The following is a 23,999-nucleotide window of genomic DNA, read 5'->3' as shown; positions in this document are numbered from 1 at the left end:
TCGTTATCTGTTAAATGGCAGGTAGCGTTGGCTGTAACCTGTCATCCTCTCGCGACCAATACGTTTCACATTTTTTCCAATAGTTAAAGAACGAAGGAAAGTATCCCTGGACTTCAGGAAACATCCAATCTCTTGGCTCTTCTTTACCCATAAACCCTTTGTTTGTGGGATGCTCCTTCCAATAAAATGACTCTTTCCATTCCTTCACCGACTTGTATATTTCCTCCCATTCTCCCCAAAAGAATTTTATCTCCGATATGTGATGAGTTAAGGCAAAAATAAAATCCAAGGTCTTGGGTGAAACAGGGTACTCCTTGTAAAAAGAAGGTCTCATGAGAAAAATGCGATTCATTTCCTCTCCCTTATGCCAATTGGGATCTACATTATAAAAATCATAAATTAAGGTCGGGAGATTGGGATCCACATCCAGCTCACTCGCTTTATCTGTAAATTGAGTTTTGATGTCTCTTAATGGAGCATGTTTAACTTTTTCATAGAACCAATTTTTAGTATTCTGGAATGCCAGGTCCAAGTTCCAGATTATGAGTTCCTCTAAGGGTTTAGGAATGGAAATATACTTCGCAATCTCTTCATACGTCTGATCGAGATAGGTACCAGTCTCTTCGGTTTTTAAATACCGATTGATGTTTTCTTGGTTCGCTATGTATTTTTTGGAACTGAAAGCGCCTGCCACCCATTGCCAACTGCAGGTATTACTCGCAAAATCGGCATCTAACAAATGGTAATACATCCATTGGGATGGCATTTTCCAATGTGCTCCTCCCACATTACAAACAATTGACGAAATATACATACGAACATGGTTATGTAAGTATCCGTTTTCATAAAAGTCTGCAAGCTCACGGTCCAGTCCTTTGATGCCTGTTGCCAATGATTCTTTCAAAACAGCTTTTGGAAGCTGGTGATGGCGAACTAATGGTTGTGGCTGTTTCAAATCAAATGCGAGGTTGTCCCCTTTTGTTTTCCATACTTGTTGAAAGTAATCTCTCCAAGCCAATTCCTGAACAAACTTGGAGACGAGATACGGCTTTTTTCCTTGGCTCAATACTGCATCAAATATTTGTTTTGTGGAGATAAATCCACGCGAGATATAAGGAGAAAGTAGTGTTACAGCTCCATCGATATAATTTCTGGATTTTCCATAAAGCTCGGGATCAATGGAACGGATTCGTTCTTCAATCGATTTTAAATCGGTGGGAAAGGAAACTTTCATGGTTTATTTTGCTTTTTTATCTTGTTTATTCAATGCAGTTTAGCTAGTAATTTTGTTAGATTTGAGCCATCCATACGCAAACAATGCCGAATTATTTCGTAGATTCTATCAAAGGGGATAAAAAGGTAAAAGAATTCCGCAGAATCCGTTCCAACAAGAAGTGGTGAAATGACTAAACTCCTGATAGGTCATGTTTAGATAAATAAAATTAGTGAAATGCAACTCCTAACATTGTAAGATCATCTTGTTTCTCTAAACCATCTAAGAATTGATCGAGATCGTTCAAACAACATTGGATTAATTCAGCTAGAGTCAGATGCAAATGTTGGGAGAACAGGGAATGCAGTCTTTCCTCTCCATATTCCTCGCGTTTTTCATTAAACTGCTCAAAGATTCCATCGGTATAAAATACTAACTTTTCTCCCATATGAAATTCAAATTTTGCTGAACTAAATTTCGCATCTTTTAAAATTCCAATCATCTTTCCTGTATGACCTAACACGTGCATCCCATCTTGTCTTAAAAGTACAGCCGAGGGATGTCCAGCGGATGCGTATGAAATAGACTTCTCCTTCACATCCAAATCTATTACGATTGCGGTCAAATAGGTATTTAATGATCTATATTTTTCAATGTATTCATTATTGAAGGACTGCATCACGAGCGCCGGATCTGAAATAACTGTCTTGACATTGTCAAAAATACCTTTGATTGCCATCGTCACCATCGCAGCTTGGACTCCGTGTCCAGTGGCGTCTGCCAAGAAAAACCGATAAATGGATTCGCCGATTTGGCAGATATCAAAATAATCTCCTCCCACTTCAGCCATCGGAATATACGCGGACTGAATGTTCAAAATTTTCTGAAGTTCCGGATTAACCGTCAAAATACTTTTTTGTATTTTTTTTGCCAATTGTAAGTCTTTTCGTATGATCTTTAAAGATTGATTGAGCTCGGAAGTTCTCTCTTGAACTAATTGTTCCAAGTGATTGTTGATCTCTTCAAGCTCGCGATTTCTTAATTCTAATTCGCGACTTTGTTCATATGATTGTATTGCAGAGCGGACAGTTAACATCATATCAGAATTATCAAAGGGCTTTTCCATAAATCGATAAAGATTTGCTTCATTGATCGCTCGTTTTACGCCTTCTACACTACTTTGCCCCGTCAGCATGATTTTAACAGCATCGGGACTAATAGCATGGATATTAACCAATAACTCATCTCCCTTCATGGATGGCATGATGAAATCCGAGATCACAAGGCAAAACTCTTTGCCCAACTCCTTCAACTCCTGACAGATATCCAAGGCTTCTTGTCCCGTTTCGGCTATTTCTATTGAATGTGTTCCTCCCAAGTTCTTCGTGAGCATATCTTTTAAGGCATTCAATATGGTCACGTCATCATCAACACAGAGTATCATATTTTTTGACATAGACTTATTTTTCAATTCCTCGGATCGGCAGGCTAACAGTAAACCTTGTTCTTCCTGGTTCGCTTTCCACTCCAATCTTTCCGTTGTGTTTATCTACGATTTGTTTACAGATAAATAGACCCATGCCGGATCCTTCGCCTTCAGGTTTCGTCGTGTAAAAAGCTTCATAGATCTTCGGTAAAACTTCCGAAGGAATACCAACGCCAGAGTCCTCAAAACTCACTTCAACCATCTCATTTTCTCCCAAGCAGGTCCGAATGAGGAGTCTGCCCTTACCATTCATAGCCTGGATCGCGTTAAATACCAAATTTGTCCAGAGTTGATTCAAATCGGACGCAAAACAGAGCACAGATGGAATCTCTTGAAATTCTCGAATGACTTCCACCCCTTGCTTCAGGTTATTGTGATAGATAGTTAAAACAGTTTCGATACCCTCGTGTAGATCTGCCTTTTGCATGATCCCGGAATCATCTTTTTTCGTATAGTTTTTTAAAGCGTAAATAATTTTGACTGTCTTTTCAACCGCCTTTCCTATGTTATCTGACTTAGATTTCAATCCACTTAGGTCCTGAATGAATTTAATAATTTCGGGCGTATTTTCATGAATCCACAAAGGTGTAAATTTGGGATTAATCTCCTTTTCACCTAGCCCCACAAGAAGATCGGCAATGTCATCCGCATGTGAAATATTTTCGCTTTCGAGCAAAGAAGTCAGCGAGTTTCTGATTTTCCGTTCTTCTTTAACTGATAACGAATCATCTTTTGCTGATTTCACAATTAATTCTTCCGCAAGATCTATTACATCATTATCAAGCGATTTAATCAGCCCAGGAGCGTAATCAAGAAAATCAACAAGTGAATCCTTAAGATTTGTTGCTGTCGCCTTAATGGCTCCGATCGGAGTATTGATCTCGTGGGCAATACCTGCCACTAACTGTCCCAAGGCGGCCATTTTTTCAGATTGTACAAGCTGATCCTGAGATGTCTTAAGATTGAGAAGCACTCGTTCCGTTTCTTGATGTGAGGCGATGGCTATGTCTTTCTCAATTTGAAGTTGACTTAGGAGATTTGTTTCATATATAATTCCCGCTAGGTGCTCACTCAAAATCGAAAGCTTTGTTATATCTTCTCGCGTAAGAGAAATTTTCCCTACATTGTATAAATCCAGAAATCCGATTGGTTCATTTTGGAGTATGAGTGGAAGGATCACAACCGAATCGAATTTGCAAAGCTCCGCCATTTCCCGCTCATCGTTTGAAATATATGATTTATTTACTTTTTTACTGAAAAGAGGTTTTTTTGAACGAAATGCAAAAGCATGCGCACCTGCAGGATCATGAATCGAGGTAGAAAAATGATTTACTTTAAGTCTGTCCTCGGAACTTAAAAAATCGGGGGCATGGGTGTCAACGGAAGTAACTCTATCTTGTTTCTCGTCGACAATTCCGAGTCCATAGTATTCAATCTTAAAATTTTCTCGTATATAAGTGTGTACTTTCTTCATGATCAATTTTAAATTTAAGTTTTCATTCAAACTCTTGATCAATTCGTTCAATCTCTCCAGATCTCTCTTTTGGCTCTCCGCATTGATTTTTGCAAGATCTGCCTGCAATTTAGACTTTTGAACCTCACCAAACAGAAGAGATCCATAAATAATACCTGATAATTGCTCGCCAAGAACTGTTAGTTTTTCAATATCCTTTTTTGTTAGTTGCATCCTTTGGTCAGAATTTGAAAGATCTATAGTACCGATCATTTCATTGTTTAATATGAGAGGAATGATCAGGAAGGTTTTGATTCTATAGCATTTAATAATATACTGTTCCTCTTCCGTCGCTCGAGAAAGCATTCCTTTTCTTTCTGCATCCGTTGTATAAAAATATCTTTTAAACTTTAGTACAAAAGAATGTGCACCCTGAGTTTCTTGAAGAGGAATTTGGAAACGGAGTATTTTTTCTAATTCCTTCGCTTCTGGGAAAATTGCCTCGGCAATGGTGGCGACTGTCTTATCTCGATTAAATCGCATAATTGCGATATGCTGAATTTCAAAATTCGCACGTATATATGTCAGAATTTTTTCTGTGATGTTCTTTAACTCTAAATTCTCATTTAAACTTCGAAAAAGTTGATTGAGAGAGTCGGACTCAGAATGTTGAGATTCAAGCTTGTGTTTCGATGCCTCAACTTGCTCGAGTAAGTGTGTCGTATCGATGGCTCCTGCGATCTGAGAGCAAAGACTATTGATATTTTGAATGTCTCGAGGTTTCAAATTCATCGGTAATTGAAAATTAGTGAACGCAAAAATACCGATGCTCGATTCATTTCTAACAAGTGGTATGGAGAGAAAAGATTTGAAACCAATTTTTGTAGCCATCAATTGATCGATCTCGAAAGCAAACTTGGGAAATCTTTTGATATAAATCGGCTTTCGTCTTAGAAAAGTTTTGGCAAGAAATCCGCCTGCATCGGAAATAGGGATCTCCATTTTCATTAGAAAATCTGCACGGTCTTTCGAAAGATTACTAAAGCTAAATGCCTTTGAAGCCACCAAGAGTTCTTGATTTTCTGTAGGCAAGAACAGCCAACTCCCGACTAATCTATATTTAGTGTAAAGATACCGAGTAATTTCTTGAAAGATTTCTTCTAAATCTTTTTTCGAATTGATGAGAAGTGCAAACTCATTAAGCTCTTCGACTTCTTTTGTCTTATCCGCCACCATTTGCTCAAGATTGGCCGACATAAGGGACAGATTCTCCGTAAGTTTTTCTGCCTCGGTAAACCCTATGGCAAATCTCCGAGAAAGAATTTCTGCCTGCACAAAAATCAACAAAAAAAAGCCAACATTTGCAAGAGAAGGAAAGTAGTAGATTCCGGAAGCAACCAACATATCATTTACAACAGTTAGCGCAAATAAGAAAAAGCCAAGTAGAAACAATCTTGCGCCAAGCCTCTTATTAAATGCCGCCTTTGCAAGAGAATAGATCACAAGCAAGATGGCAACAACAGTAGTTAGCTGTACAAAGGGCAAAATTGCAAAGTAAATCCTAGGAGGACAGGTTAGAGCGATGGCACTGGCGAAAAATACAAAGTATAGAAGGACTCTGGTCAACAGTGCATTGAATTCTTCTTCATAAAGACTTTTTACGAACAAAAGGAACAAGGCAATACCAAAATAGAAAGCAAAAATCTCATACCGGTGCATCAGAAGGAATGGCAATGAGGGCAAAAAATTTAAAATATTTCTGTCATAAATGCAAATTGATCGTAAGCCAAACAACAGAGACAAACATCCGTAAAATAAAGCCGATCGATCCTTTCGTCGATTAAAATAAACACCGAGATTGTATAACCCCATAACAAGAAGACCCGCGAAGATAAAGATATCAAGTGTATATCGATTTTTATTTTCGGAAGCTAAGGCCGATCGAGTCCTCAATATCAAGGGCGACCATAAGCCTGCCCGGTAAAGAAAATAGTTTGAGATATGAAATACGATTTCATGCTCCACACTCAACCTATCGGGTGTTTGCTCTTGCTGCGATGCACATTCTGATGATGGCATAAATTTTTCCAAAGGAATTTCTTCTCTCGTCCAGAACGGCATATGACTTGCTTCTTCACTGCCTAGTTGGCCTTTCTGAGATACGACTTTACCATCAACAAAAAGTTTTGATGCTGTGCCGGGTGAAATCGTATCGAACGCAAGTTCAGGATGACAGGCTGGCAGTTTCAGCCTTAATCGATAGGATCCGTATCCAAACGAATCGTAACCAAGATCTTGCCACTCAGATGGAATCCTTTGGAATTTCGGAATATGCTTTTCTTTGCATGAAGCTAGACTGACTTTTTTTTCGTTCTGCGAACAGGGTTCTATGAATTCAGACCAGTAAAACTCCCAATCTCCATCGAGAGAAACGAGACTATTTTTTGCGAAATCCCAAGAAGTTAAGTCGATAGCACCCGCTTCAACAATAGGTGGTTTCGCCTTGTTAGCATCATTATGGCAGGACATAAAGGCAGGGCATAGAAACATACAAATAAATAAAAAATAAAAGTAACGACTAAACAACAATGGTTTTACCCTATCAATGCAATTTTTTATACAACACAAGTATTTTCCAACTAACACGAATTTCAATAAAAGGTAACAATCGTTTAACCAAAAAAATCTAGTGAAAGTAGCCTCCACCCAGGTAAAGGAAGAAAAACGATTGCCATTTTTCACAAAGAAAGAGAATTTTGGTATCCTTTACGGAAGACAGCATGAGCATAGGTGCTTATCTAAAATAGTCAATTCAAAATCCATAAGTGATCCCTGATCGAAAGGAAGAGTGCCTAAATGAGCGGAAAAAAAGCCATACTTTGTGTCGATGATGAAAAAATGGTTCTCAATAGCCTTAAAGACCAATTGAAGAAACATTTTCAAAACACATACCAGCTTGAATTTGCAGAAAGCGCAGAAGAAGCAATGGAGCTCATCGAAGAAATGAGTGATGGGGGAATCAATGTTTTATTGATTCTTTCTGACTGGCTCATGCCTGGCACTAAAGGCGATGAGTTCTTGATAAATGTTCATGAGAAATTTCCTGGGATTGTAAAGATTCTATTGACCGGTCAGGCTGAGGACAATGCTATATCACGCGTTAAAGTAGACGCCAATCTTTTGGCCTGCCTCTCCAAACCTTGGGACGAGAAGGATCTCATCGATACGATCAAAGCAGGGTTAAAATGAGTAGTAGCAAGACTCGAAAACCTACTATCCTCTGTGTTGATGATGAAGAAACGGTAATTGCTAGCTTAAAAGACCAACTCAAGCGTGCCTTTGGTGACAAGTATATCATTGAGGTTGCAGAAAGTGGAGAGGACGCGCTAGAATTTCTAGAAAGCTTTGACAAAGCCAATGGAGAATTACCAGTCATCATCTCCGATCAAATTATGCCAGGGATCAAGGGCGACGAATTGTTGATCAAGCTCCATAGTTACCGACCGAATACCTTAAAAATTTTACTAACGGGTCAAGCTAACGCTGAGGCAGTGGGAAACGCAGTGAACAATGCCGGACTCTACAGATATATTTCTAAGCCATGGGAAGCCTCTGATCTCAATCTTACGATCCAGGAGGCACTACGACGTTATGACCAGGATGCAGAAATTAAAAAACAAACAGAAAGTCTCCGAGCAAATGCAGAGACATTTTATAAGTTTGTTCCGATTCAATTCCTAGAGCAGTTAGGTGTTAGCAAGTCAGATTATGCAAATGTTAAGCTCGGTACTTCGATTGAAAAAACAATGACTGTGATGTTTTCAGACATACGATCATTTACTACTCTTTGTGAAATGATTGAAACGGAGTATATCTTTTCCTTTCTCAATGATTATCTGAGTCATATGTCTCCCGTAATCAGTCTACATCAAGGTTTTATAGATAGCTATATTGGAGATTCCATCATGGCATTATTTCCGTCCGCGGACGACGCATTAAATGCCGCCTTAGACATGCTAACGGTATTAAAAGTTTATAACCGAGAAAGAATGGAATCGGGGAATGTGGCCCTCGGCATAGGAATCGGTATAAATACTGGAAAAATGATTTTAGGCACGATTGGCGAGCGAAATCGATTCCAAACGACTGTTATCGGTGACACAGTGAATGTAGCGGCAAGAATAGAAGCTTTAACAAAAGATTTCAGAACGAATTTGTTGATTTCTGGTTCCACCAAAGATGCGCTAACCAGTTCAGAGCGATTTCGGCTCAAGGAATTAGATAAAATCGAAGTTAGGGGTAGAACAGAACAGACAAGCATTTACGAAGTGGGATTGGCTCGAGAGATTTAATCTACATGCTTACATCCATTTTTAAGCTTCTTTTACTTCTCATTTTAACTTTTTCCTGTCAAAAACATACCCAAAATTCTCTTTTGGTAAAAGATGGAAACATAGATCTTTCTAATTGGGATCTATCAAGTCAGCCAAGAATTGACTTGAAAGGTGATTGGTTATTCCAGCCTGGTGAAATGATTTTGGAACCAAACAACAAAACGATTCGAATCTCTCTTCCTGAATCAAAGAATTGGAATATTTACAACCCGCCGAAGCAAGGAGAAAGAATTGGCACTGGAGTTGGCACCTACTTTCTCTCTATTATACCTCCGAAAAACTGTAATACTTTGACTCTCAATCTTCATACCATCTTTACCAATTTGGAAGTATATCAAAATAGACAATGGATCGACTCTTATGGAGACATCCATTCGAGTGAACAAAAATTATTTAGAAAACACAAATTAACAACAATCACTTTTCAACCAAATTCGTCAGAACCTACACGATTAGCTTTTATTGTTAAGAACGAAAAACATTCGTCAGGTGGATTAAAACGAACTCCTCAATTGGGAACGGAGCAATCTTTTAACGAGGAACGAAATGCAAGTTTAACCAAGGATTCCTTCATCATCGGAGGCCTTTTGATCTTAGGTTTGTTCCAGCTAGGTTCCTACTTCACCCGTCGCAGGCTTATAAGTTCGTTATACTTTTTCCTTTTTTGTGCCCTCATGGCTCTCCGTATGATCGTATCGGGCGATCGGATCATCAACATGCTACTTCCAGAAGGTATGGATGAATTGATCTTTCGAATCGAATACTTCACTCTGTATGTTGGCCCACTTGCGGGATTACTCTACTTAAACAGTCTTACTCGTAAGCAGTTTTCCAAATACGTTTGGTATCTTCTGCTTGCTCTTTTTGCATTTCCCATTTACTGCTCTTGTTTTGGCGATCTATACATTTTAACTTATTACAATGATTTAGCATTGTATTTGCTATTCGGTATTATTATATTGATCTTTTATATTTTGATTCGTGTATTTCAAGAAAAGATAGACGGGCGAGGTTTGATCTTAGGTTCGCTCTGCCTTCTAATTGCGCTTGCCACCTATGATATTTCAACCACTCTTCTGAACGTGAACCAACCCTTTCTTTTGCCCTACGGACTCCTTATGTTTGTCCTATTTCAATCTCTTTTCCTCTCGCAGAAGACAACTAACGAAATCAATTCAGCAGAAGATAACCTGAAGGCCGCCCAATACCAGTTAGTTCAATCGGAAAAGATGTCTTCTCTTGGCATTATGGTTGCAGGTGTGGCCCATGAAATCAATTCTCCCTTGAGCGCGATTCGAGCTTCTGCCGCTTATCTTGAAGAGAAACTACCCTCTCTGGCGCGCAAAATTCCAGAGTGGAGTCAGTTTTTGCACGGTGAAGGATTAGATTTTTTTCTCTATTTTGTAGATGCCGCCTTACAGAATAAAACCAATTTTTCAACGAAAGAAGAAAGGACCCTCAAACGAAATTTGATCTCAAAATTTGAAGCTCACTCCATCAGCAATCCAGAGGAAAAAGCAGATTTTTTTATTGGTATTGGACTCTTGGATCTTACCGAAGAAACGATTAAGCGATTTCAAATGCAAAATGCAGAGATCATTTTTGTCTTTTCTGAGAAATTTGTAAGGTTGCTACTGCATGGACGAACGATTCAACTCGCATCTGGAAGAGCAGGGAAAATTGTATCCTCGCTGAAGGCATTTACCCATTTTGATCCCAATCAAGCAAAGATAGAAATGTCTCTCGTGGAGAGCATGGAAACAGTAATTACAATCCTTGCAGGGATTCTCAAAAAGGGAATCGATCTGACTACCGAATTTGAGGAGATTCCACCGATACTATGTTATCCAGATGAGCTGAATCAAGTCTGGACCAATCTCATCCAAAATGCCATCCAGGCTATGGGTGGTAATGGCACTCTGCACATCCAAATCGGGAAAACCACAAAAGAGGAAAAGGAATATGCCTACGTCGCCATTCAAGATTCCGGGAAAGGAATCCCAATAGAATACCAGTCAAAAATCTTCGATCCTTTTTTTACAACAAAACCTATCGGGGAAGGTACGGGACTTGGGCTACATATAACAAAGCAAATCATCGAAAAGCATAATGGCCTGATCGAACTTGAATCGATCCCAGGAAAAACCATTTTCAAAGTATTGATTCCATACACTTCCTGATCATTTCTGTGCAAATAGCTAAATTGTATTCATAGCCTTAAATATCTGGTGTATATATATTTGCATCTGCTTACTTTTCGTTTATGTACCGCTTGCCATTTACTATCTACAAATTTTGTTGAGAGAAAAAGAATCCATTGCACTCCAGCTAGGTAGACTACTTTATATATGTTATCTGCCATACCAAACCGGGAGAGCTTCTATTTTTAATTTGTTTAAATACCATTATTTTATTTGCGTTAGCTCTTAACGTATCGATCCTTTTAAAGCCTGTCATTGGAAAATTAGCTTATTCTAGTTTTATCGCTATCCCTCTTCTGAGCGCTCTGATTACAGGTTCATTAAGTACATATAATCTATTTGGTTTTCATCTCAGGACTTTCTTTCCTCTCTTAATTTTCCTTGCATTTGGAAAGGATGTGGGTCGCAAGATTTTCTATTTAGATACCATTACCATATTTACTTTTGCGTTTTTCTTGTTCAAAGGAATTACAAACCAAAATCTTCAAGTTATTTTTTAGGACGAAAGGTAGGGGAGAAGGTTCAGGGCTAGGACTCCATACAGTTCAACTAAATATTGAAAAGCACAAAGGAACGATTTCCTTAGAGTCTGAGCCAAGTCGAACCGTATTTTCAATCAGATTACATGTGCAGGCCAACTTAGCTTAGAGCCAAACTCCTTTTGCTTTATGATGATAGTATAAAACGTAAAATTGAAAATATTATCTGTTTATTCACCCACAGGCAAACTAACAGTAAATAGAGTTTTTCCTGGGTCACTTTCGACCTTAATCGATCCACTATGTTTATCAACAATTTGTTTTACTATGAAAAGTCCCATACCTGATCCCTCCCCCTCTCGTTTAGTGGTATAGAAGGCATCGAAAATCTTGGATTGAACTGGTTTGGGGATGCCAGTACCGGAGTCTTCGAACTGAATACGAATCTGAGCTGGTTGGTTGTCTTTCTCCGACTCTTTCCAACTACGTATCGTTAGCTTACCTTTTCCTCCCATTGCTTGAATAGCATTAAATGTTAGATTTGTCCAAATTTGATTAATGTCAGACTCAAAACATAATACTTTAGGAAGATCACCAAACTCGCGAACTACTTCAATACCTTGTTTTAGATAGTTGTGATAGATTGTAAGTACAGTTTCTATACCCTCATGAAGATTTATTTCACGTTTGGTGCCGCCATTGTCTTTATTTGTATATGCCTTGAGAGCATAAATGATTTTGACCGTTTTTTCCACGGCTATATTGATATTATCAGATTTTGCTTTTAGGCCCGTAAAGGAAGCGATAAATCTGATGATTTCATCGACTTTATGATGCCGCCAAAGTGGTAAATATCTTTCATTGATTTCTGATATGCCAAGGTTAGCTAAGAGATCAGCGATTTCATCCGCGTCAGAAACAGACAAATTTTTCAATTTGATTATGAGATCTTTTTTTCTAATCCTCAATTCTTTGGCTGATAAGCTCGATTCGGGTTCAGAAGTAAGGATCAATTCTTCTGCAAGGGCAATCAGTGCTTCATCAAGAACCCTTATGAGCTTGGGTGAATCTCGCAATATATCGGCGAGAGAGTCCTTAAGATTTGAAGCAGTTGCTTTGATGGCACCGATGGGTGTGTTGATCTCATGTGCAATACCTGCGACAAGTTGCCCAAGGGCAGCCAACTTTTCTGATTCAATAAGTTGGTCTTGCGATGCTTTGAGGTCGGCAAGTGCTCGTTCGGTCTCTTCCCTAGCATGAATTGCTTTCTCTTTTTCTTTCTGAACTTGTTTAAAAAGATTTGATCCATGAATGATGCCAGCCAGTTGCTCAACTAGAATTGATATTTTCGAAATATCTTCCTTTGTGAGTTTCAATTGACTAGAATAATTTGAAAAATCTAAAATACCGATCACCTCATTATTTAATAACAAGGGCATAAGCATAAATGAATTGATATTAAATTTGTGAATCACATACAATTCTTCAGGAGATGCAGATTTTAATACTCGTTTGGATTGGGCATTGGCAATAAAGAAATACTTTTTTGTTTTATATGTAAAGGCATGGGCTCCTAGTTCTACTTGGATGGGGATTTTTGTGTCAAAGATTATTTTTTTCTCTATATCTGTTACATAGTCTGGAAATGTAGAAGAGAATAAAGAAATGTTTTTATGATCCGGATCTACTGTGTACAATCCTATATTTTGGATTGCATAATTATCACTCACATAGTTTGAAACTTTTTCCATAATCAAATCTAAATCTAATTTATCATTCAGACTCTTTACCAACAGGTTCAAACTTTCTGTTTCTTTTTTTGCTTTTTCAATTTTTTGAAACAAAATCGAAGCATGAATAACACCCGCTATCTGCTCACAAAAAATTGAAATTTTCCCGATATCTTCTTTTGTAAGAACCATTTTTTCGGAGTAATCCGAAAAATCCATGGTACCGATTACTTTGTTCTGAATGACAAGAGGAACGATCAAAATTGATTCAAAATCTAATAGTTTTTGTATATAATTTTCTGTCTTAGATTCCGATTTCCGATTGCGTTTCATTCCTCTTAAAAAGACATTTCTTTTGTTTTTGCAAACCATAGCATGAATTCCATGGTCTTCCTGTGTTGGAATTTTTAAATCTAAGAATATTTTGATATTTTCTCTAGGAATCTTTTCAGAAAAAGTTCCTTTGTATGGATACAATTCTTTTTCATTTTCTGTCAACCTCCAGAGTAGATAGTGGCTGATGTTAAAATTCTTAGTAATGTATTCTCCGACTAAATCGAGAATTTCATCTAAATTAAAGTTCTCGTTTATTTTTTTGGAAAACTCATTCAGCATCTCTATCTCGTTTTTTTGTTTTTCTGCTACCTTTTTAGCTCGTGCTACCTGTTTGAGAAGATGATTTGTATTGACTGATCCTGCAATCTGGATACATAAATTGGAGATCGAAAATATTTCATTACGATTCAATTTCATCGGTTCAGACAGATTAGAAAAACTATAAATACCTACACATTCATTCTGGATCAAAAGAGGTACATACAACACTGATTTTATAGAAAGAGTTTCGACAAAGTCCTTATCAATTTCATACTCAAATTTCCTTAGGTGACTTAAATAGATTGGTTTCCGTCTTTGAAACGTTTTATATAACATGCCTCCCTCTCTTTCTTTCATTGGAAATTTTTGATTCAATAGATAGTCATTTTTATCATCCGATAGTTTAATATAACTAAAGGCTTTAAAAGGATACAGAAATTCATGATTTTCATCTGGTAAAAATAATAAGGTTCCATTAATTCCATATTTTGAATGAATATACTTTGATATTTCTATAAAAATCGTATCCAAGTCTGAGAAAGAATTGATGTGCCGAAGAAAAGAGTTTAATGATTCGATTTCCTTTTTTGATTCTTGCAACTCTTCTGTGCGTTGTTCTACTTTCTTTTCCAAATTTTGTGAGAGATCTTCGACCTGATTCATTGAATTTGCAAATCGTTTCGATAAAACAAAGGATTGAGAAAATATGAAAATTAAAAACCCATAAGGAGCATAGTAACCTGTTTGGATGAAATAATTATCATGTAAAACATCATTTATGGCGATCGATGCGAAGACGCTAAATCCAATAAAAAAAGATTTAGCTCCTTCAATTTTTTTAAGGATGGAATCCACCATGATGTATATTATTGCGAATATTATAATTAATAGAATTATTTCTACTATAGGCAAGGTCATTGAAAAATAATATGAAGGTAATACAAAAAGCATCAATGTAAAGAATCCTGAAATGCTATATAATCCCTTTCTGATCTGGTTGGGTAAGCCATTGGGCAAGACTAAATGAACAAAGTGAAGTAAAATAGGTCCTCCCATATAAACAGAAATATAGTCGATTTGAAGATCAATGGATAAGGGGATATTTGGAAACAATGTATATAAAAATTTCTCGCCCGTCATAACGACTCTGATGGCCATTAGCAGGCAAAAAATTCCAAAATATAATGTGGATGCATCTTTTCTTCTTAAGTTATACAATCCCAAGTGATAAAAACCCATTAGAGTCAACGCTCCGAATAAAAACAAATCGAGAAATAGATTATTATTTCGAATTTGAGTTAATTTTTTTTCTTCTCCAAAAAATATTTTATTCCATAATCCTCCTTTCGCCTGATCGTAGTTAGAAATATGGAATACTATATCATAAGAATTTGATGTCTTCAGTATAGGAATTACCTGAGTATAAAAAGCAGGAATACTTTCATTTTCCTGAGCTGAAACCTTACCAATTTCAGAATACAAATCGCCATTGACGTACAGTCGGTAAGAAGAGTTTTGTGCCATTATTTTTAATGCTACATGTGAAGAATTTGAGGTAATAGAAGTAGGCATGCGAATTTGCAATCGATATGTCGCATAACCTTTACCACCGACCGGTGAGCCTTCATTTGCAGCATCAATACCATTATCAGCCCCTACCAAATGACCATTCCAGATACCAGGCACTTGTATGAATGTAGGTTCCAATTGTACTTTTGGAGAGGAAAAAGATGCGGGCTCAACAAATTCTTTCCAATAGAACTGCCAATTACCATTTAAAGGAACATACCCGTCATTTTGTAGATCCCAAGTTCGCAGATCGAGTATACCTTTTTGAACGATGGGGATAGGTTTATTTTGGTGGTTGCTTCCCGTATCCTGGCATTTGATGATTAGTATGCAAAAAAAGAGTAAAAAATACCGCCAGGACATCAGTGTATTTGCATTTCAATTGAAGTATTGGGCAAGGCTTTTTTATATTATAAAGAAATGATATCACAACCAAAAAAATCTGTACTTCTTTCCAATTTTATATTGACAACTTTACCATAAACACCGTCCTTCCTGGCACACTCTTCACCCAAATGAATCCATTTTGTTTGTCTGCGATTTGTTTAACGATTAAGAGACCTATGACAGATCCTTCCCCCTCTTGTTTGGTGGAATAGAACACATCGAAAATCTTGGATTTAGGTTCTTTGGGTTAAAGAAGGCACTCTACTTTGCGCAAGGAGTGCGGTTACATGGAAAATCCACCCTAAGATAGGATGGCTTCCCAACAACTTATATGACATACATCTCATGGTCAATGCCAGTCGGAGCAAATGAGGCAAGTGACAACAACAGGTGCGATCTTTTCTTCAAGTGGGCTTCCGAATTATATTCTTTCAGCGGTTATCCCGTACGAATGAAGTAACTCTGCAATGCTCCTGGTAGAACCGATCTGTTTCATTACCGTCCAATATGTTTCTCGACGTTGATGTGCAACTGCGATGATAAGGATATGATCTGTCTCTATCGAAGATAAATTTTTATATGGAAATTTATGTAGGATATACTTCCTTATTTCCCTAGATTCTACTGACAAAGCCATTGGATAATCCGTGATTCTTTTTATGTCTTTCCAAATTTCCTCTCGAAATCGTAGACCAAGACCATCGTATTCCATTTCATAAAAAATAGTGGCATCGTCCAATTCTTACTTCGCAAAAGATTCAACAGCAACGAAGAATATATTTTTTACTTCATGAAAGGCTACCTAAGGGGCTTTCATGTCTACTTTGAAAAGATCAATATAGCGGAAAGCGAATCCATTTTTCGCATTGAGTAATACATTGCCTTTGGACTCTTTCTTAACGGCCAAATTCAAAAAGTTGATTCGAATCAACAAACGTTTACGTTTCGTTATAAGAGCAACGTCGAATCTATCACTAAAGAAAAATTGTATCAGAGTTTAACGATGCCGATAGATAAATTTCTCTGGCGTATGCTCTTCTTCCTACCTAACAAGCATGAAAAAGCAGTTAGCAATTATGGAATTTACGTGCGACAAGCAAAGAAGATCAGAGAAGAATCTCCGGATTAGAAATATTCCTGGGCAGACGCCATCAAATCTTAGTTTGTTGGCGTAAATATAATCGACTTTAAGCCCGCTGGCTTCTTATAACGGGCAATCTGTCGCGAATATCGGGCTTCCCTTCTGGATTCGGAGAGTGGATCTTATCAAAAGGCTAAGGACTTTCCTAAGTGGTAAAGTTTATGATGGCTCCATTACCCATGAATCTCAGTCGGTGGTCATTCCGTCTTCGCTTCCTTTATAAGCTGGGAAGAAAAGGGATACAACCCTAGTCTTAATTCCGAACCATCACTCGTTTTTTCCCATTTTTTTAAAAAACGAGGCCACTCGACTTCCAATTTATTTCCGTTATGATGAATTGTTAGGCTGTAAGGTTTCGATAACATACATTTATAAGTGGCGCTACTATTCAATATGCCGTATGGCCCACCTGATTGTTTCTCTTCGATGATTTCCACCTCCGAATTTATTAAGTTTGGATTCCAGAAAACATGAAAGATCTCCTCGCATTGAGCATAGTAGAGATCATCTTCGATCAAGGTTGAGTATACATAGGATGTTATTTGGTCTTGGCTACAACGTAAAGGGCTCTTCGTGTCCAGACCATCCAGAACCCCGATGATACAATATTCCATTTTGTGAGGGTATGGCCAATCATTCCATTCATCTTCAAGAGAATGAAGTTGAAAGGAACCATTATCTGGATGCAACCAAAGCTTTAGTGTTTCATTTTTGAAGAAATTCAAATTCGTGGGCGTCCTGTTTTCTGATTCAAGTTAAAGTGCTCTCAAAAAATCATCTTTTTGTGATCAAAAAAAAATAATTCTCTGCTAAAATGAAAACCGTTAAAAAATTACATAGTCTTTAAAGGAGAATCAATGAATAAAATAATGAATTTCATTTTATTATTAGTTTTGAGTTTGGTCACCACCCTTTCGGCAAATGATCAAGCATACAAGGGAGCTTGTAAAAAGGAAAGCGAATCCATTCACCATATAGACCAACACATTTGCCAGCGAACTTTTCCAAAAAAATCAAATTCAAAAAAAATGCTTTCATCAAACAAAGACTAACATCATGCGTTAATTATAAATTGGATTCCATCACGAGATAATAGTCATATCAAAGTTTAACGATGGCGGACGATGAATTTCATCGGACGTATGTTTTTGTTTCTCAATAACGAACATGAGCTCTAATCGAAGTTTTTTGATGAGTTATTTTTAGCATGATGCTGTTTTTTTGAACAAAGATTGTCTCCATTGGAAGCGGAGACTTAGATGTTGTCACCTGTACATTTCGTCTGCATTTTCAATTATAAAATAAATAGATTGCTCTCGGAATAAGAAATAAAAAGCTTCAGATCAAGCCATCTTTCTCGTTTGAATCAAATGTTTTATTTCTTTTTCGCCTATGGGTAGTTTTATGGTAATTTCGCATTCTTTTTTCAAAAAAATTGTTTTTTTGCCTCTACTTGTAGTTTTGATATTTTTTTCTTTTTGTAAAGTCGCAACCTCTCCCCTGCCCGATATAATTTCCGGATCTATGGATCTCTCCTCATGGGAACCGAAAGGAAGTGTGATAAATTTGAAAGGAGATTGGGAATTTTGTTGGGATGAGTTGATTCCTCCCGAATCGGAAGAGTCCGTATGGAATAAAAAGTGCCATGGTTATTTTCCAGTTCCTTCTTTTTGGAAATTCTACAAAATAAATGGTACAAACCTACCGGTTTTCGGAAAGGGAACCTATAGACTCAAACTCAAACTTCCAAAACAGGAAATGAGCTACGGATTGTTTTGGACAGAAATCATGTCCGCATTTGAAATCTTTGTTAACGCCCGCTCTGTGGTAAAAGTCGGACAAACAGGAGACAGTTTTGAAACAATGAAGCCTGACCTGAAACCAGGCACGTCCTATCTGGGGAATCTTTCCGATGAAGTGACAATCGTCGTTTGGGTATCCAACTTCAATCATGAAAATCACGGCTTTTGGGAACCTCTTTATTTGGGTGAATGGAAATCGATAGAGAAACAGCACATATTTCTTGTTATACGTGACATAGCGAGCTCTTCTGCAATCATCATCATCGGCTTGTATCATCTAATTATCTATCTTTCAAGATTCCGCTCCAAAGAATATCTGATGTTCGGTTTTTTCTGTATGATAATGGGAATTCGCCAATTGAATTTTGAAACGCATACGTTTTATTATCTTTTTCCCACTCTGGATTTTGATTCATATATCCGGCTGCTGTTCGGAGTGATTTATATGATCGGGATTTCCATGGTAACCCTCTACGATCTTTTATTTCCGAAGGATATCCCCAAAATAATCACAAAAGTTATCAGGTCCGTTTTCTTAAGTTTTTTACTAACTTTGCTTTTACCTGTATCTACACTCACGCATTATTCTTTGTATCTGTTCGGTTTTGCGATCATTGCACTGATACTGTATGTACCTTTGTTCCTAAGAGCTTTTTTAAGAAAAAGGGAAGGCGCGGGACTTATGCTCCTTGCCTATTCCATTACAGCGGTTACTCTACTAAACGATTTATTATTCAATTTCGGCTTGATTCACACAGGTTATCTCTCCCATATGGGAGTTTTATTATTTATTTTCATCCAAGCGATTCTGTTATCAATAAAAATAACAAAGGCCTTACAGAAGGAAGAAAAATTAGTTCAGAAACTCGGTGAAACTTTAGAAGAAAAAAATAGAACTCATACGGAACTATTGAACCTGAAAGAATACCAAAAATATGAATTGGAATTGCAGGTAAAAATTCGCACCGAAGAATACGAGACCGCCAAACAACTAGCAGAAACTGCGAACAAGGCAAAGTCTCAATTTTTAGCGACTATGAGTCACGAAATCAGAACTCCCATGAACGGAATTTTGGGAATCACTGAACTTTTGAAAATGACAACTGTTTCGGAGGATCAAGCACAATATCTGAAGATGATTCAAGACAGCGGACAATCTCTTTTAACCATCTTGAACGATATTTTGGATTATTCCAAACTGGAAGCGGGGAAAATAGAATTATTGGAATCCGATTTTTCCTGGAAGATTCTGCTAGAACTTGCAGAAGGGATTTTTAAGCACCAAGCAGAACAGAAACAAGTTCGATTTGAAGTCAGCTTTGATCCAGATTTTATATTTTTAGCACATGGCGACGAAAATAGAATCAAACAAGTGTTATTTAATCTAATCTCCAATGCAGTCAAATTTACGGAATCTGGCGAAATCAAAATCCTTCTCTCTTCCAAAAAGGAAGAAATAGGAAATTGGATTCATTACAAAGTTTCGGTAATGGATACGGGAATAGGAATCCCGGAGGATAAAATAGGTTTCTTGTTTCAAAGATTCACTCAGTTGGATTCAAGCATCTCCCGAAAGTACGGAGGAACGGGACTTGGTCTTGCCATCTCTAAAAAACTAATGGATGCTATGGGTGGAGAATTGAAAGTAAAAGGGAATTTTCCTACCGGTTCCTGCTTTGAAATTGAACTTAGACTTCTTCCCAATCAGATGTCCAGAGTCATCCGATCCGAAGATTCGGTGGACCTCTCAAGATTGCCATCTAACACAAATGTATTGATTGCGGAAGATGATCCTACCAACCTGTTTCTACTTTCCAGTTTTTTAAAAAAATTAAAAGTCCGGCATGATGTGGCCAAAGACGGCAGGGAAGCAGTAGCCAAAGCCCAAACAAACCAATTCCAACTGATTTTTATGGACATCAATATGCCCAATCTGGATGGTATCGGCGCCTCGGAAGAGATTTTGAAAGACGAACGGATTTTTCCCAAACCAATCATCATTGCAGTAACAGCTGACGCCTTCCAGGATGATCAGGACAAGTGCATTCGTGCCGGAATGTCTTCGTTTTTGCCGAAACCTTTCCAAAAAAGAGAAATAGAACAAGCATTATATGAATGGCTGATAGAGAGAAAAACTGGACTTTAAAAACTTGTAGCTTATAAAATTGAGTTGCCCTTAAACTGACTGACTTCTCGATCTCCGCTTATCCAGGAGATACAAAATAGCCAGAAAGATACAGAAGAGCTAGTAAAAAGAAAAAGGAGGATACTTGAATCGGAAAAATTGACAAGAATAAAAGCGTTACTGACATTCCCTTAATTACAATAATCTGCTACTATGATCTTATCGAGGAGATTTATTCATGAGATCGTTTTTAGTTCCAACAAGAGAAGAAGTATCGCCCACAAATCAAAAAATATTTGATAATTTAAAAGCAGGTCTAGGATTTGTTCCGAATTTGTATGCTACCATTGGCAAATCTGCGAACGCGTTACAGTCTTACATGACTCTTCAGAATGCAAAGAGTTCACTCACTGGTAAGGAAAGAGAAGTAATCAACCTGGTCGTAAGTCAATTTAACAATTGTCAGTACTGCTTAAGTGCACATACAACCATAGGTAAAATGAAAGGATTTACTGATGGTCAAATCATGGACATTCGCAAATCCACGGACAATTTTGATTTAAAAATGAAGGCGCTTTCTAGGCTCGTGAAATCTATCGTCGAGACTCATGGAAGACCAGATGCTACCTTACTCGAAGCATTTTTTACGGCCGGCTATACGGAAGAAAATATGATCGATATGTTAGTCATCATTGGAGACAAAATTGTTTCTAATTATTTGCATGGTATCACACAAATTCCAATAGATTTTGAATTAGCACCTGAACTAAAATAATTTTTGAATATAACTGAGGAAATTTATGAAGTTAATCATTTTTTTACTAATGACCCTAGAATTTTGCAATATTATTGATTCAAATGATACAGCAAATTCGAAAAATTCAGAGATTTTGTCGCTACTGGCACTGTCTTCAAACATGAATACTACAACCCAAACGTTAACGGACGCATCACTCTATAAAGAATCCGTCGAAATGTCTTCCCTTTCCATTTTTCCGAATACTCCCTCGACAATATTTAACTCTGGTATTACTGATAGGGCGCACGGTGATTCCATTTTAATGCGAGTTAACACCATTGCAAAGAACTCGATCGATGCAACAGCAAAAAAACCAATAAATGGATCATTCTCTGAAGGCTCATTGATCGTGAAGGAAAGATACTCAGGAGGCATACTGAATCAGATCATCTCCATGAAAAAACAAGCTGGCTTCACAAGTGGATGGGCATGGGCCGAATATTCTCCGTCTGGCAGTGTCCAATATTCTATCGACTTAAAAGGAGCTGGATGTATCAGTTGTCATACGAGAGGAGGAGGTGCAACCAAAGACTATGTTCGTATATTCGAATATTAGTATTTAGATACCTTATCGATACCATAGGTGGTTTTAGATTAGTCTTTAACGGTTAAATGAATAGAACATGACAGATTTGTTTAAATATTATGCTTTGGATTGGATTGCGATGATGCTTAGTATCCTCGCCATGATCTTATTAGGCAACAAAGTTAAATGGGGCTTCACTCTTTTTATGCTTGCAAATATTACCTGGATATTGCTTGGATTTCTGTTATTAGATAGTTATGCCATCGTATTCGGTAATATCGTTTTTTTAATAACAAACACTCGGGGGTTTCTAAAATGGAATTCCTAAAATTTTTAATACGGACCAAATTTCACGATGAAAAAGCAGCGCTGGTAAAGTTGTTGGTATACTCGAAGTTGATTATGAACTTAAGGTTTTCATTGCAGACTACTTTATCTATATAGGTTCGAAACGAATTTCGAGGCCCATTCTAGAATTAACTAAGGCAGCTGAATCCTTAGAACAATCAAATTATTCACCAAACTTTGATATTAAATTAGGAGACGAAGTAGAAGTTCTAGCAAACGCATTTTCGAAAATGTGTAAAAATATTAGGAATAGGATTACGGAATTAAAAGAGAGGGTGGAGGAATTAGATACTGGGAATGATGTGTTGGTGCAAACCAAGAACGTCCTACGAGGGATTATTGTCGCATGACGGATGTTAAATCTTTTTCGAGTGATGAATTTGTCATCGTTTCTAATAACGTATCGGGTGATGTAGTACAATTTGCCAGAAATATAAATTCTTATTTAGCAAGAAACCCCATGCAAATTGAGCAGAAAGAGTTTTTTATTCAGTGAACCAAAGCCTGAAATATTACAGGCTTAATCAAAGATTTATCCCTTTTGAAGTTTTGACAGATACGAATGTTTTCAACTCAAATTCCGATAGTAATTTTAAGGACATTGTGATTCGAAAATCGGGCATTCCTACTTATTTTTGGGTTTTGGCTCTAAAAAAACGCTATCCAATTTCTGCTAGCTGAGTTAAGACAAATGATCTTTTTTCCCTCCCCTACATCCAAAATTGCTTAACACGTAACCATTGGTAGGGTTTTTATGGTACAAGTCTTGCAAAAGATTACGTTTATGGAAATCGATTTAAGCCACAGAGAATTTGACTACGAAGGTAATGACCTTAAAATAAGCATTCGCATGGTTCCAGAACCATACCAGATGCCCGATGGAGCGATTGTTGACGTTATCGGTGATATCAATCTTTACTCAGCCCAAGCCATAACGGATCTTGTTGACCATCTCATCAAGAGTGAAAAACTAAAAGTTTTTCTCAATCTTTTTGACGTGAACTACATCGACTCTTCAGGTCTTGGTGCCTTTATTAGCTCTCAAATCAAATTGAAAAAAAATGGAGGTTTCTTGCGACTTTTTGCACCTTCCAAATCTGTCGGCTATGTGCTCACACTGACCAAACTCGGAAATTTCCTTCAGATTCACGATGATTTTCCGGCAGCAATGGATAGCTATAACCAAAGTTAGCCAAATAAAAATATAACAGTCGCTAGTTTGGCGTTCCCGATTGGATTTCCGTATTTAAGTTTCTCACAAAATGGGTCGGGCAAGGGCATTCGGAACCACCCTCAAGGCAAGATATCGAAGTGAAATGGTTCCTCTTGGATTCCAAGAGAACGGTACAACAAAATCGCTGGTTCATCTTGACGGTCTGCTTGAACGAAAATTACATAAGCTCCCATTTCTCTCGCCATTTCTTTTAGGTTAAGAATCAAGGACCTAGCGATTCCTTGTCGTCGAAACCTTTCAGCAACAGCTAAATCATAAATATAAATTTCTGATCTCTCCTGTTCATATTTTTCTAAAATGTATGCGACAAGACCACCTACTACTTCCTCCTCCAGCATTGCGGTCAGAGCGATAAAATGTGATTTTTCTAGAAGCGATTGTAGATATGTATCTTTTGGGAGTTTTTGCAAATGCGTTTCTGTATCTTCAAATGCGATCGCAAATACTTCATTCAGCTTTCGCATTTTATCAATATCTGTTTTCGTGAGTCTTTGGATCAGCATTCGATTTGCAAA

19 protein-coding genes and 1 pseudogene are annotated in these 23,999 nt (G+C 37.4%); 13 read left to right on the top strand and 7 right to left on the bottom strand.

Annotation, left to right across the window (positions count from 1 at the left end; genetic code table 11):
* Positions 1 to 10: 10 nt before the first annotated feature.
* The 3 genes from EHQ58_RS10705 to EHQ58_RS10695 form a co-directional block, all read right to left on the bottom strand.
* Positions 11 to 1,234, bottom strand: a complete 1,224-nt coding sequence (locus EHQ58_RS10705) for an FAD-binding domain-containing protein (RefSeq protein WP_135623888.1) — start codon at positions 1,232 to 1,234, stop codon at positions 11 to 13.
* A 208-nt stretch (positions 1,235 to 1,442) separates the two neighbouring features.
* On the bottom strand, positions 1,443 to 2,669 hold the full coding sequence (locus EHQ58_RS10700; RefSeq protein ID WP_135623887.1) for a fused response regulator/phosphatase: 1,227 nt from the start codon (positions 2,667 to 2,669) through the stop codon (positions 1,443 to 1,445).
* Positions 2,670 to 2,673: 4 nt separating this feature from the next.
* Positions 2,674 to 6,681, bottom strand: a complete 4,008-nt coding sequence (locus EHQ58_RS10695) for a GAF domain-containing protein (RefSeq protein WP_167883609.1) — start codon at positions 6,679 to 6,681, stop codon at positions 2,674 to 2,676.
* 327 nt (positions 6,682 to 7,008) lie between these two features.
* Here EHQ58_RS10695 and EHQ58_RS10690 point away from each other — a divergent pair, with 327 nt between their 5' ends.
* The 4 genes from EHQ58_RS10690 (at position 7,009) to EHQ58_RS19065 (ending at position 11,395) form a co-directional block, all read left to right on the top strand.
* Positions 7,009 to 7,401 carry a response regulator gene (locus tag EHQ58_RS10690; protein ID WP_135623885.1) on the top strand — a complete coding sequence of 131 codons (393 nt, stop codon included), beginning with the start codon at positions 7,009 to 7,011 and terminating at the stop codon, positions 7,399 to 7,401.
* The gene (locus tag EHQ58_RS10685) at positions 7,398 to 8,504 is read left to right on the top strand and encodes an adenylate/guanylate cyclase domain-containing protein (RefSeq protein ID WP_135623884.1); all 1,107 of its coding nucleotides are present in this window, start codon (positions 7,398 to 7,400) and stop codon (positions 8,502 to 8,504) included. The genes EHQ58_RS10690 and EHQ58_RS10685 overlap by 4 nt, the downstream gene beginning before the upstream one ends.
* Before the next feature lie 5 nt (positions 8,505 to 8,509).
* A complete protein-coding gene (locus tag EHQ58_RS10680) occupies positions 8,510 to 10,726 on the top strand; it encodes a sensor histidine kinase (RefSeq protein ID WP_135623883.1) in 2,217 nt (738 codons plus the stop codon).
* 465 nt (positions 10,727 to 11,191) lie between these two features.
* Positions 11,192 to 11,395 carry an ATP-binding protein gene (locus EHQ58_RS19065; RefSeq protein ID WP_342776240.1) on the top strand — a complete coding sequence of 68 codons (204 nt, stop codon included), beginning with the start codon at positions 11,192 to 11,194 and terminating at the stop codon, positions 11,393 to 11,395.
* A gap of 61 nt (positions 11,396 to 11,456) precedes the next feature.
* Here EHQ58_RS19065 and EHQ58_RS19025 read toward each other — a convergent pair whose 3' ends face one another.
* The gene (locus EHQ58_RS19025) at positions 11,457 to 15,485 is read right to left on the bottom strand and encodes a 7TM diverse intracellular signaling domain-containing protein (RefSeq protein WP_135623882.1); all 4,029 of its coding nucleotides are present in this window, start codon (positions 15,483 to 15,485) and stop codon (positions 11,457 to 11,459) included.
* 97 nt (positions 15,486 to 15,582) lie between these two features.
* Positions 15,583 to 15,744 (bottom strand): annotated as a pseudogene (locus EHQ58_RS19105) (ATP-binding protein); the annotation flags it as partial.
* 642 nt (positions 15,745 to 16,386) lie between these two features.
* Between EHQ58_RS19105 and EHQ58_RS19060 the strand changes: the two are divergent.
* Entirely contained in the window at positions 16,387 to 16,638 is a 252-nt protein-coding gene (locus EHQ58_RS19060; RefSeq protein WP_342776247.1) for a transposase, read from the top strand.
* A 209-nt stretch (positions 16,639 to 16,847) separates the two neighbouring features.
* Here the strand turns inward: EHQ58_RS19060 and EHQ58_RS10650 are convergent, their stop codons facing one another.
* On the bottom strand, positions 16,848 to 17,375 hold the full coding sequence (locus tag EHQ58_RS10650; RefSeq protein ID WP_135623881.1) for a hypothetical protein: 528 nt from the start codon (positions 17,373 to 17,375) through the stop codon (positions 16,848 to 16,850).
* Positions 17,376 to 17,507: 132 nt separating this feature from the next.
* Between EHQ58_RS10650 and EHQ58_RS10645 the strand changes: the two genes are divergently transcribed.
* The 8 genes from EHQ58_RS10645 to EHQ58_RS10615 all read left to right on the top strand — a co-directional run bounded on the left by EHQ58_RS10645 (position 17,508) and on the right by EHQ58_RS10615 (position 23,442).
* Positions 17,508 to 17,702 carry a hypothetical protein gene (locus tag EHQ58_RS10645; RefSeq protein ID WP_135623880.1) on the top strand — a complete coding sequence of 65 codons (195 nt, stop codon included), beginning with the start codon at positions 17,508 to 17,510 and terminating at the stop codon, positions 17,700 to 17,702.
* Positions 17,703 to 18,054: 352 nt separating this feature from the next.
* Positions 18,055 to 20,598, top strand: a complete 2,544-nt coding sequence (locus EHQ58_RS10640; RefSeq protein ID WP_135623879.1) for an ATP-binding protein — start codon at positions 18,055 to 18,057, stop codon at positions 20,596 to 20,598.
* Positions 20,599 to 20,815: 217 nt separating this feature from the next.
* Entirely contained in the window at positions 20,816 to 21,352 is a 537-nt protein-coding gene (locus tag EHQ58_RS10635; RefSeq protein ID WP_135623878.1) for a carboxymuconolactone decarboxylase family protein, read from the top strand.
* Positions 21,353 to 21,377: 25 nt separating this feature from the next.
* Positions 21,378 to 21,932 (top strand): hypothetical protein, encoded by a 555-nt coding sequence (locus tag EHQ58_RS10630; protein ID WP_135623877.1) that lies wholly within the window; start codon positions 21,378 to 21,380, stop codon positions 21,930 to 21,932.
* A 67-nt stretch (positions 21,933 to 21,999) separates the two neighbouring features.
* On the top strand, positions 22,000 to 22,230 hold the full coding sequence (locus tag EHQ58_RS10625) for a PnuC protein (protein WP_135623876.1): 231 nt from the start codon (positions 22,000 to 22,002) through the stop codon (positions 22,228 to 22,230).
* A 58-nt stretch (positions 22,231 to 22,288) separates the two neighbouring features.
* Positions 22,289 to 22,600 (top strand): HAMP domain-containing protein, encoded by a 312-nt coding sequence (locus EHQ58_RS19100; RefSeq protein WP_135624277.1) that lies wholly within the window; start codon positions 22,289 to 22,291, stop codon positions 22,598 to 22,600.
* The gene (locus EHQ58_RS18745) at positions 22,597 to 22,746 is read left to right on the top strand and encodes a hypothetical protein (RefSeq protein WP_167883606.1); all 150 of its coding nucleotides are present in this window, start codon (positions 22,597 to 22,599) and stop codon (positions 22,744 to 22,746) included. Before EHQ58_RS19100 ends, EHQ58_RS18745 begins: the two co-directional genes overlap by 4 nt.
* Positions 22,747 to 23,004: 258 nt before the next feature.
* Entirely contained in the window at positions 23,005 to 23,442 is a 438-nt protein-coding gene (locus tag EHQ58_RS10615; protein WP_135623875.1) for an STAS domain-containing protein, read from the top strand.
* Between the two features lie 101 nt (positions 23,443 to 23,543).
* Here the strand turns inward: EHQ58_RS10615 and EHQ58_RS10610 are convergent, their stop codons facing one another.
* Positions 23,544 to 23,987 carry an AAC(3)-I family aminoglycoside N-acetyltransferase gene (locus EHQ58_RS10610; protein ID WP_135623874.1) on the bottom strand — a complete coding sequence of 148 codons (444 nt, stop codon included), beginning with the start codon at positions 23,985 to 23,987 and terminating at the stop codon, positions 23,544 to 23,546.
* Positions 23,988 to 23,999 lie beyond the last annotated feature (12 nt).

The organism is Leptospira ognonensis, from assembly GCF_004770745.1.
Taxonomy (GTDB): Bacteria; Spirochaetota; Leptospiria; order Leptospirales; family Leptospiraceae; genus Leptospira_A; species Leptospira_A ognonensis.
Note: the sequence above shows the minus strand (reverse complement) of the source record. Positions and strands in the feature narration are given on the sequence as shown.

Coding starts and splice junctions, on each gene's coding strand:
- EHQ58_RS10680 (WP_135623883.1), top strand. CDS start 8,510: ATGCTTACATCCATTTTTAAGCTTCTTTTACTTCTCATTTTAACTTTT.
- EHQ58_RS10700 (WP_135623887.1), bottom strand. CDS start 2,669: ATGTCAAAAAATATGATACTCTGTGTTGATGATGACGTGACCATATTG.
- EHQ58_RS10635 (WP_135623878.1), top strand. CDS start 20,816: ATGAGATCGTTTTTAGTTCCAACAAGAGAAGAAGTATCGCCCACAAAT.
- EHQ58_RS10640 (WP_135623879.1), top strand. CDS start 18,055: ATGGTAATTTCGCATTCTTTTTTCAAAAAAATTGTTTTTTTGCCTCTA.
- EHQ58_RS10645 (WP_135623880.1), top strand. CDS start 17,508: ATGAATAAAATAATGAATTTCATTTTATTATTAGTTTTGAGTTTGGTC.
- EHQ58_RS10685 (WP_135623884.1), top strand. CDS start 7,398: ATGAGTAGTAGCAAGACTCGAAAACCTACTATCCTCTGTGTTGATGAT.
- EHQ58_RS10625 (WP_135623876.1), top strand. CDS start 22,000: ATGACAGATTTGTTTAAATATTATGCTTTGGATTGGATTGCGATGATG.
- EHQ58_RS10690 (WP_135623885.1), top strand. CDS start 7,009: ATGAGCGGAAAAAAAGCCATACTTTGTGTCGATGATGAAAAAATGGTT.
- EHQ58_RS10630 (WP_135623877.1), top strand. CDS start 21,378: ATGAAGTTAATCATTTTTTTACTAATGACCCTAGAATTTTGCAATATT.
- EHQ58_RS10610 (WP_135623874.1), bottom strand. CDS start 23,987: ATGCTGATCCAAAGACTCACGAAAACAGATATTGATAAAATGCGAAAG.
- EHQ58_RS10705 (WP_135623888.1), bottom strand. CDS start 1,234: ATGAAAGTTTCCTTTCCCACCGATTTAAAATCGATTGAAGAACGAATC.
- EHQ58_RS19025 (WP_135623882.1), bottom strand. CDS start 15,485: ATGTCCTGGCGGTATTTTTTACTCTTTTTTTGCATACTAATCATCAAA.
- EHQ58_RS10695 (WP_167883609.1), bottom strand. CDS start 6,681: ATGTCCTGCCATAATGATGCTAACAAGGCGAAACCACCTATTGTTGAA.
- EHQ58_RS18745 (WP_167883606.1), top strand. CDS start 22,597: ATGACGGATGTTAAATCTTTTTCGAGTGATGAATTTGTCATCGTTTCT.
- EHQ58_RS10615 (WP_135623875.1), top strand. CDS start 23,005: ATGGTACAAGTCTTGCAAAAGATTACGTTTATGGAAATCGATTTAAGC.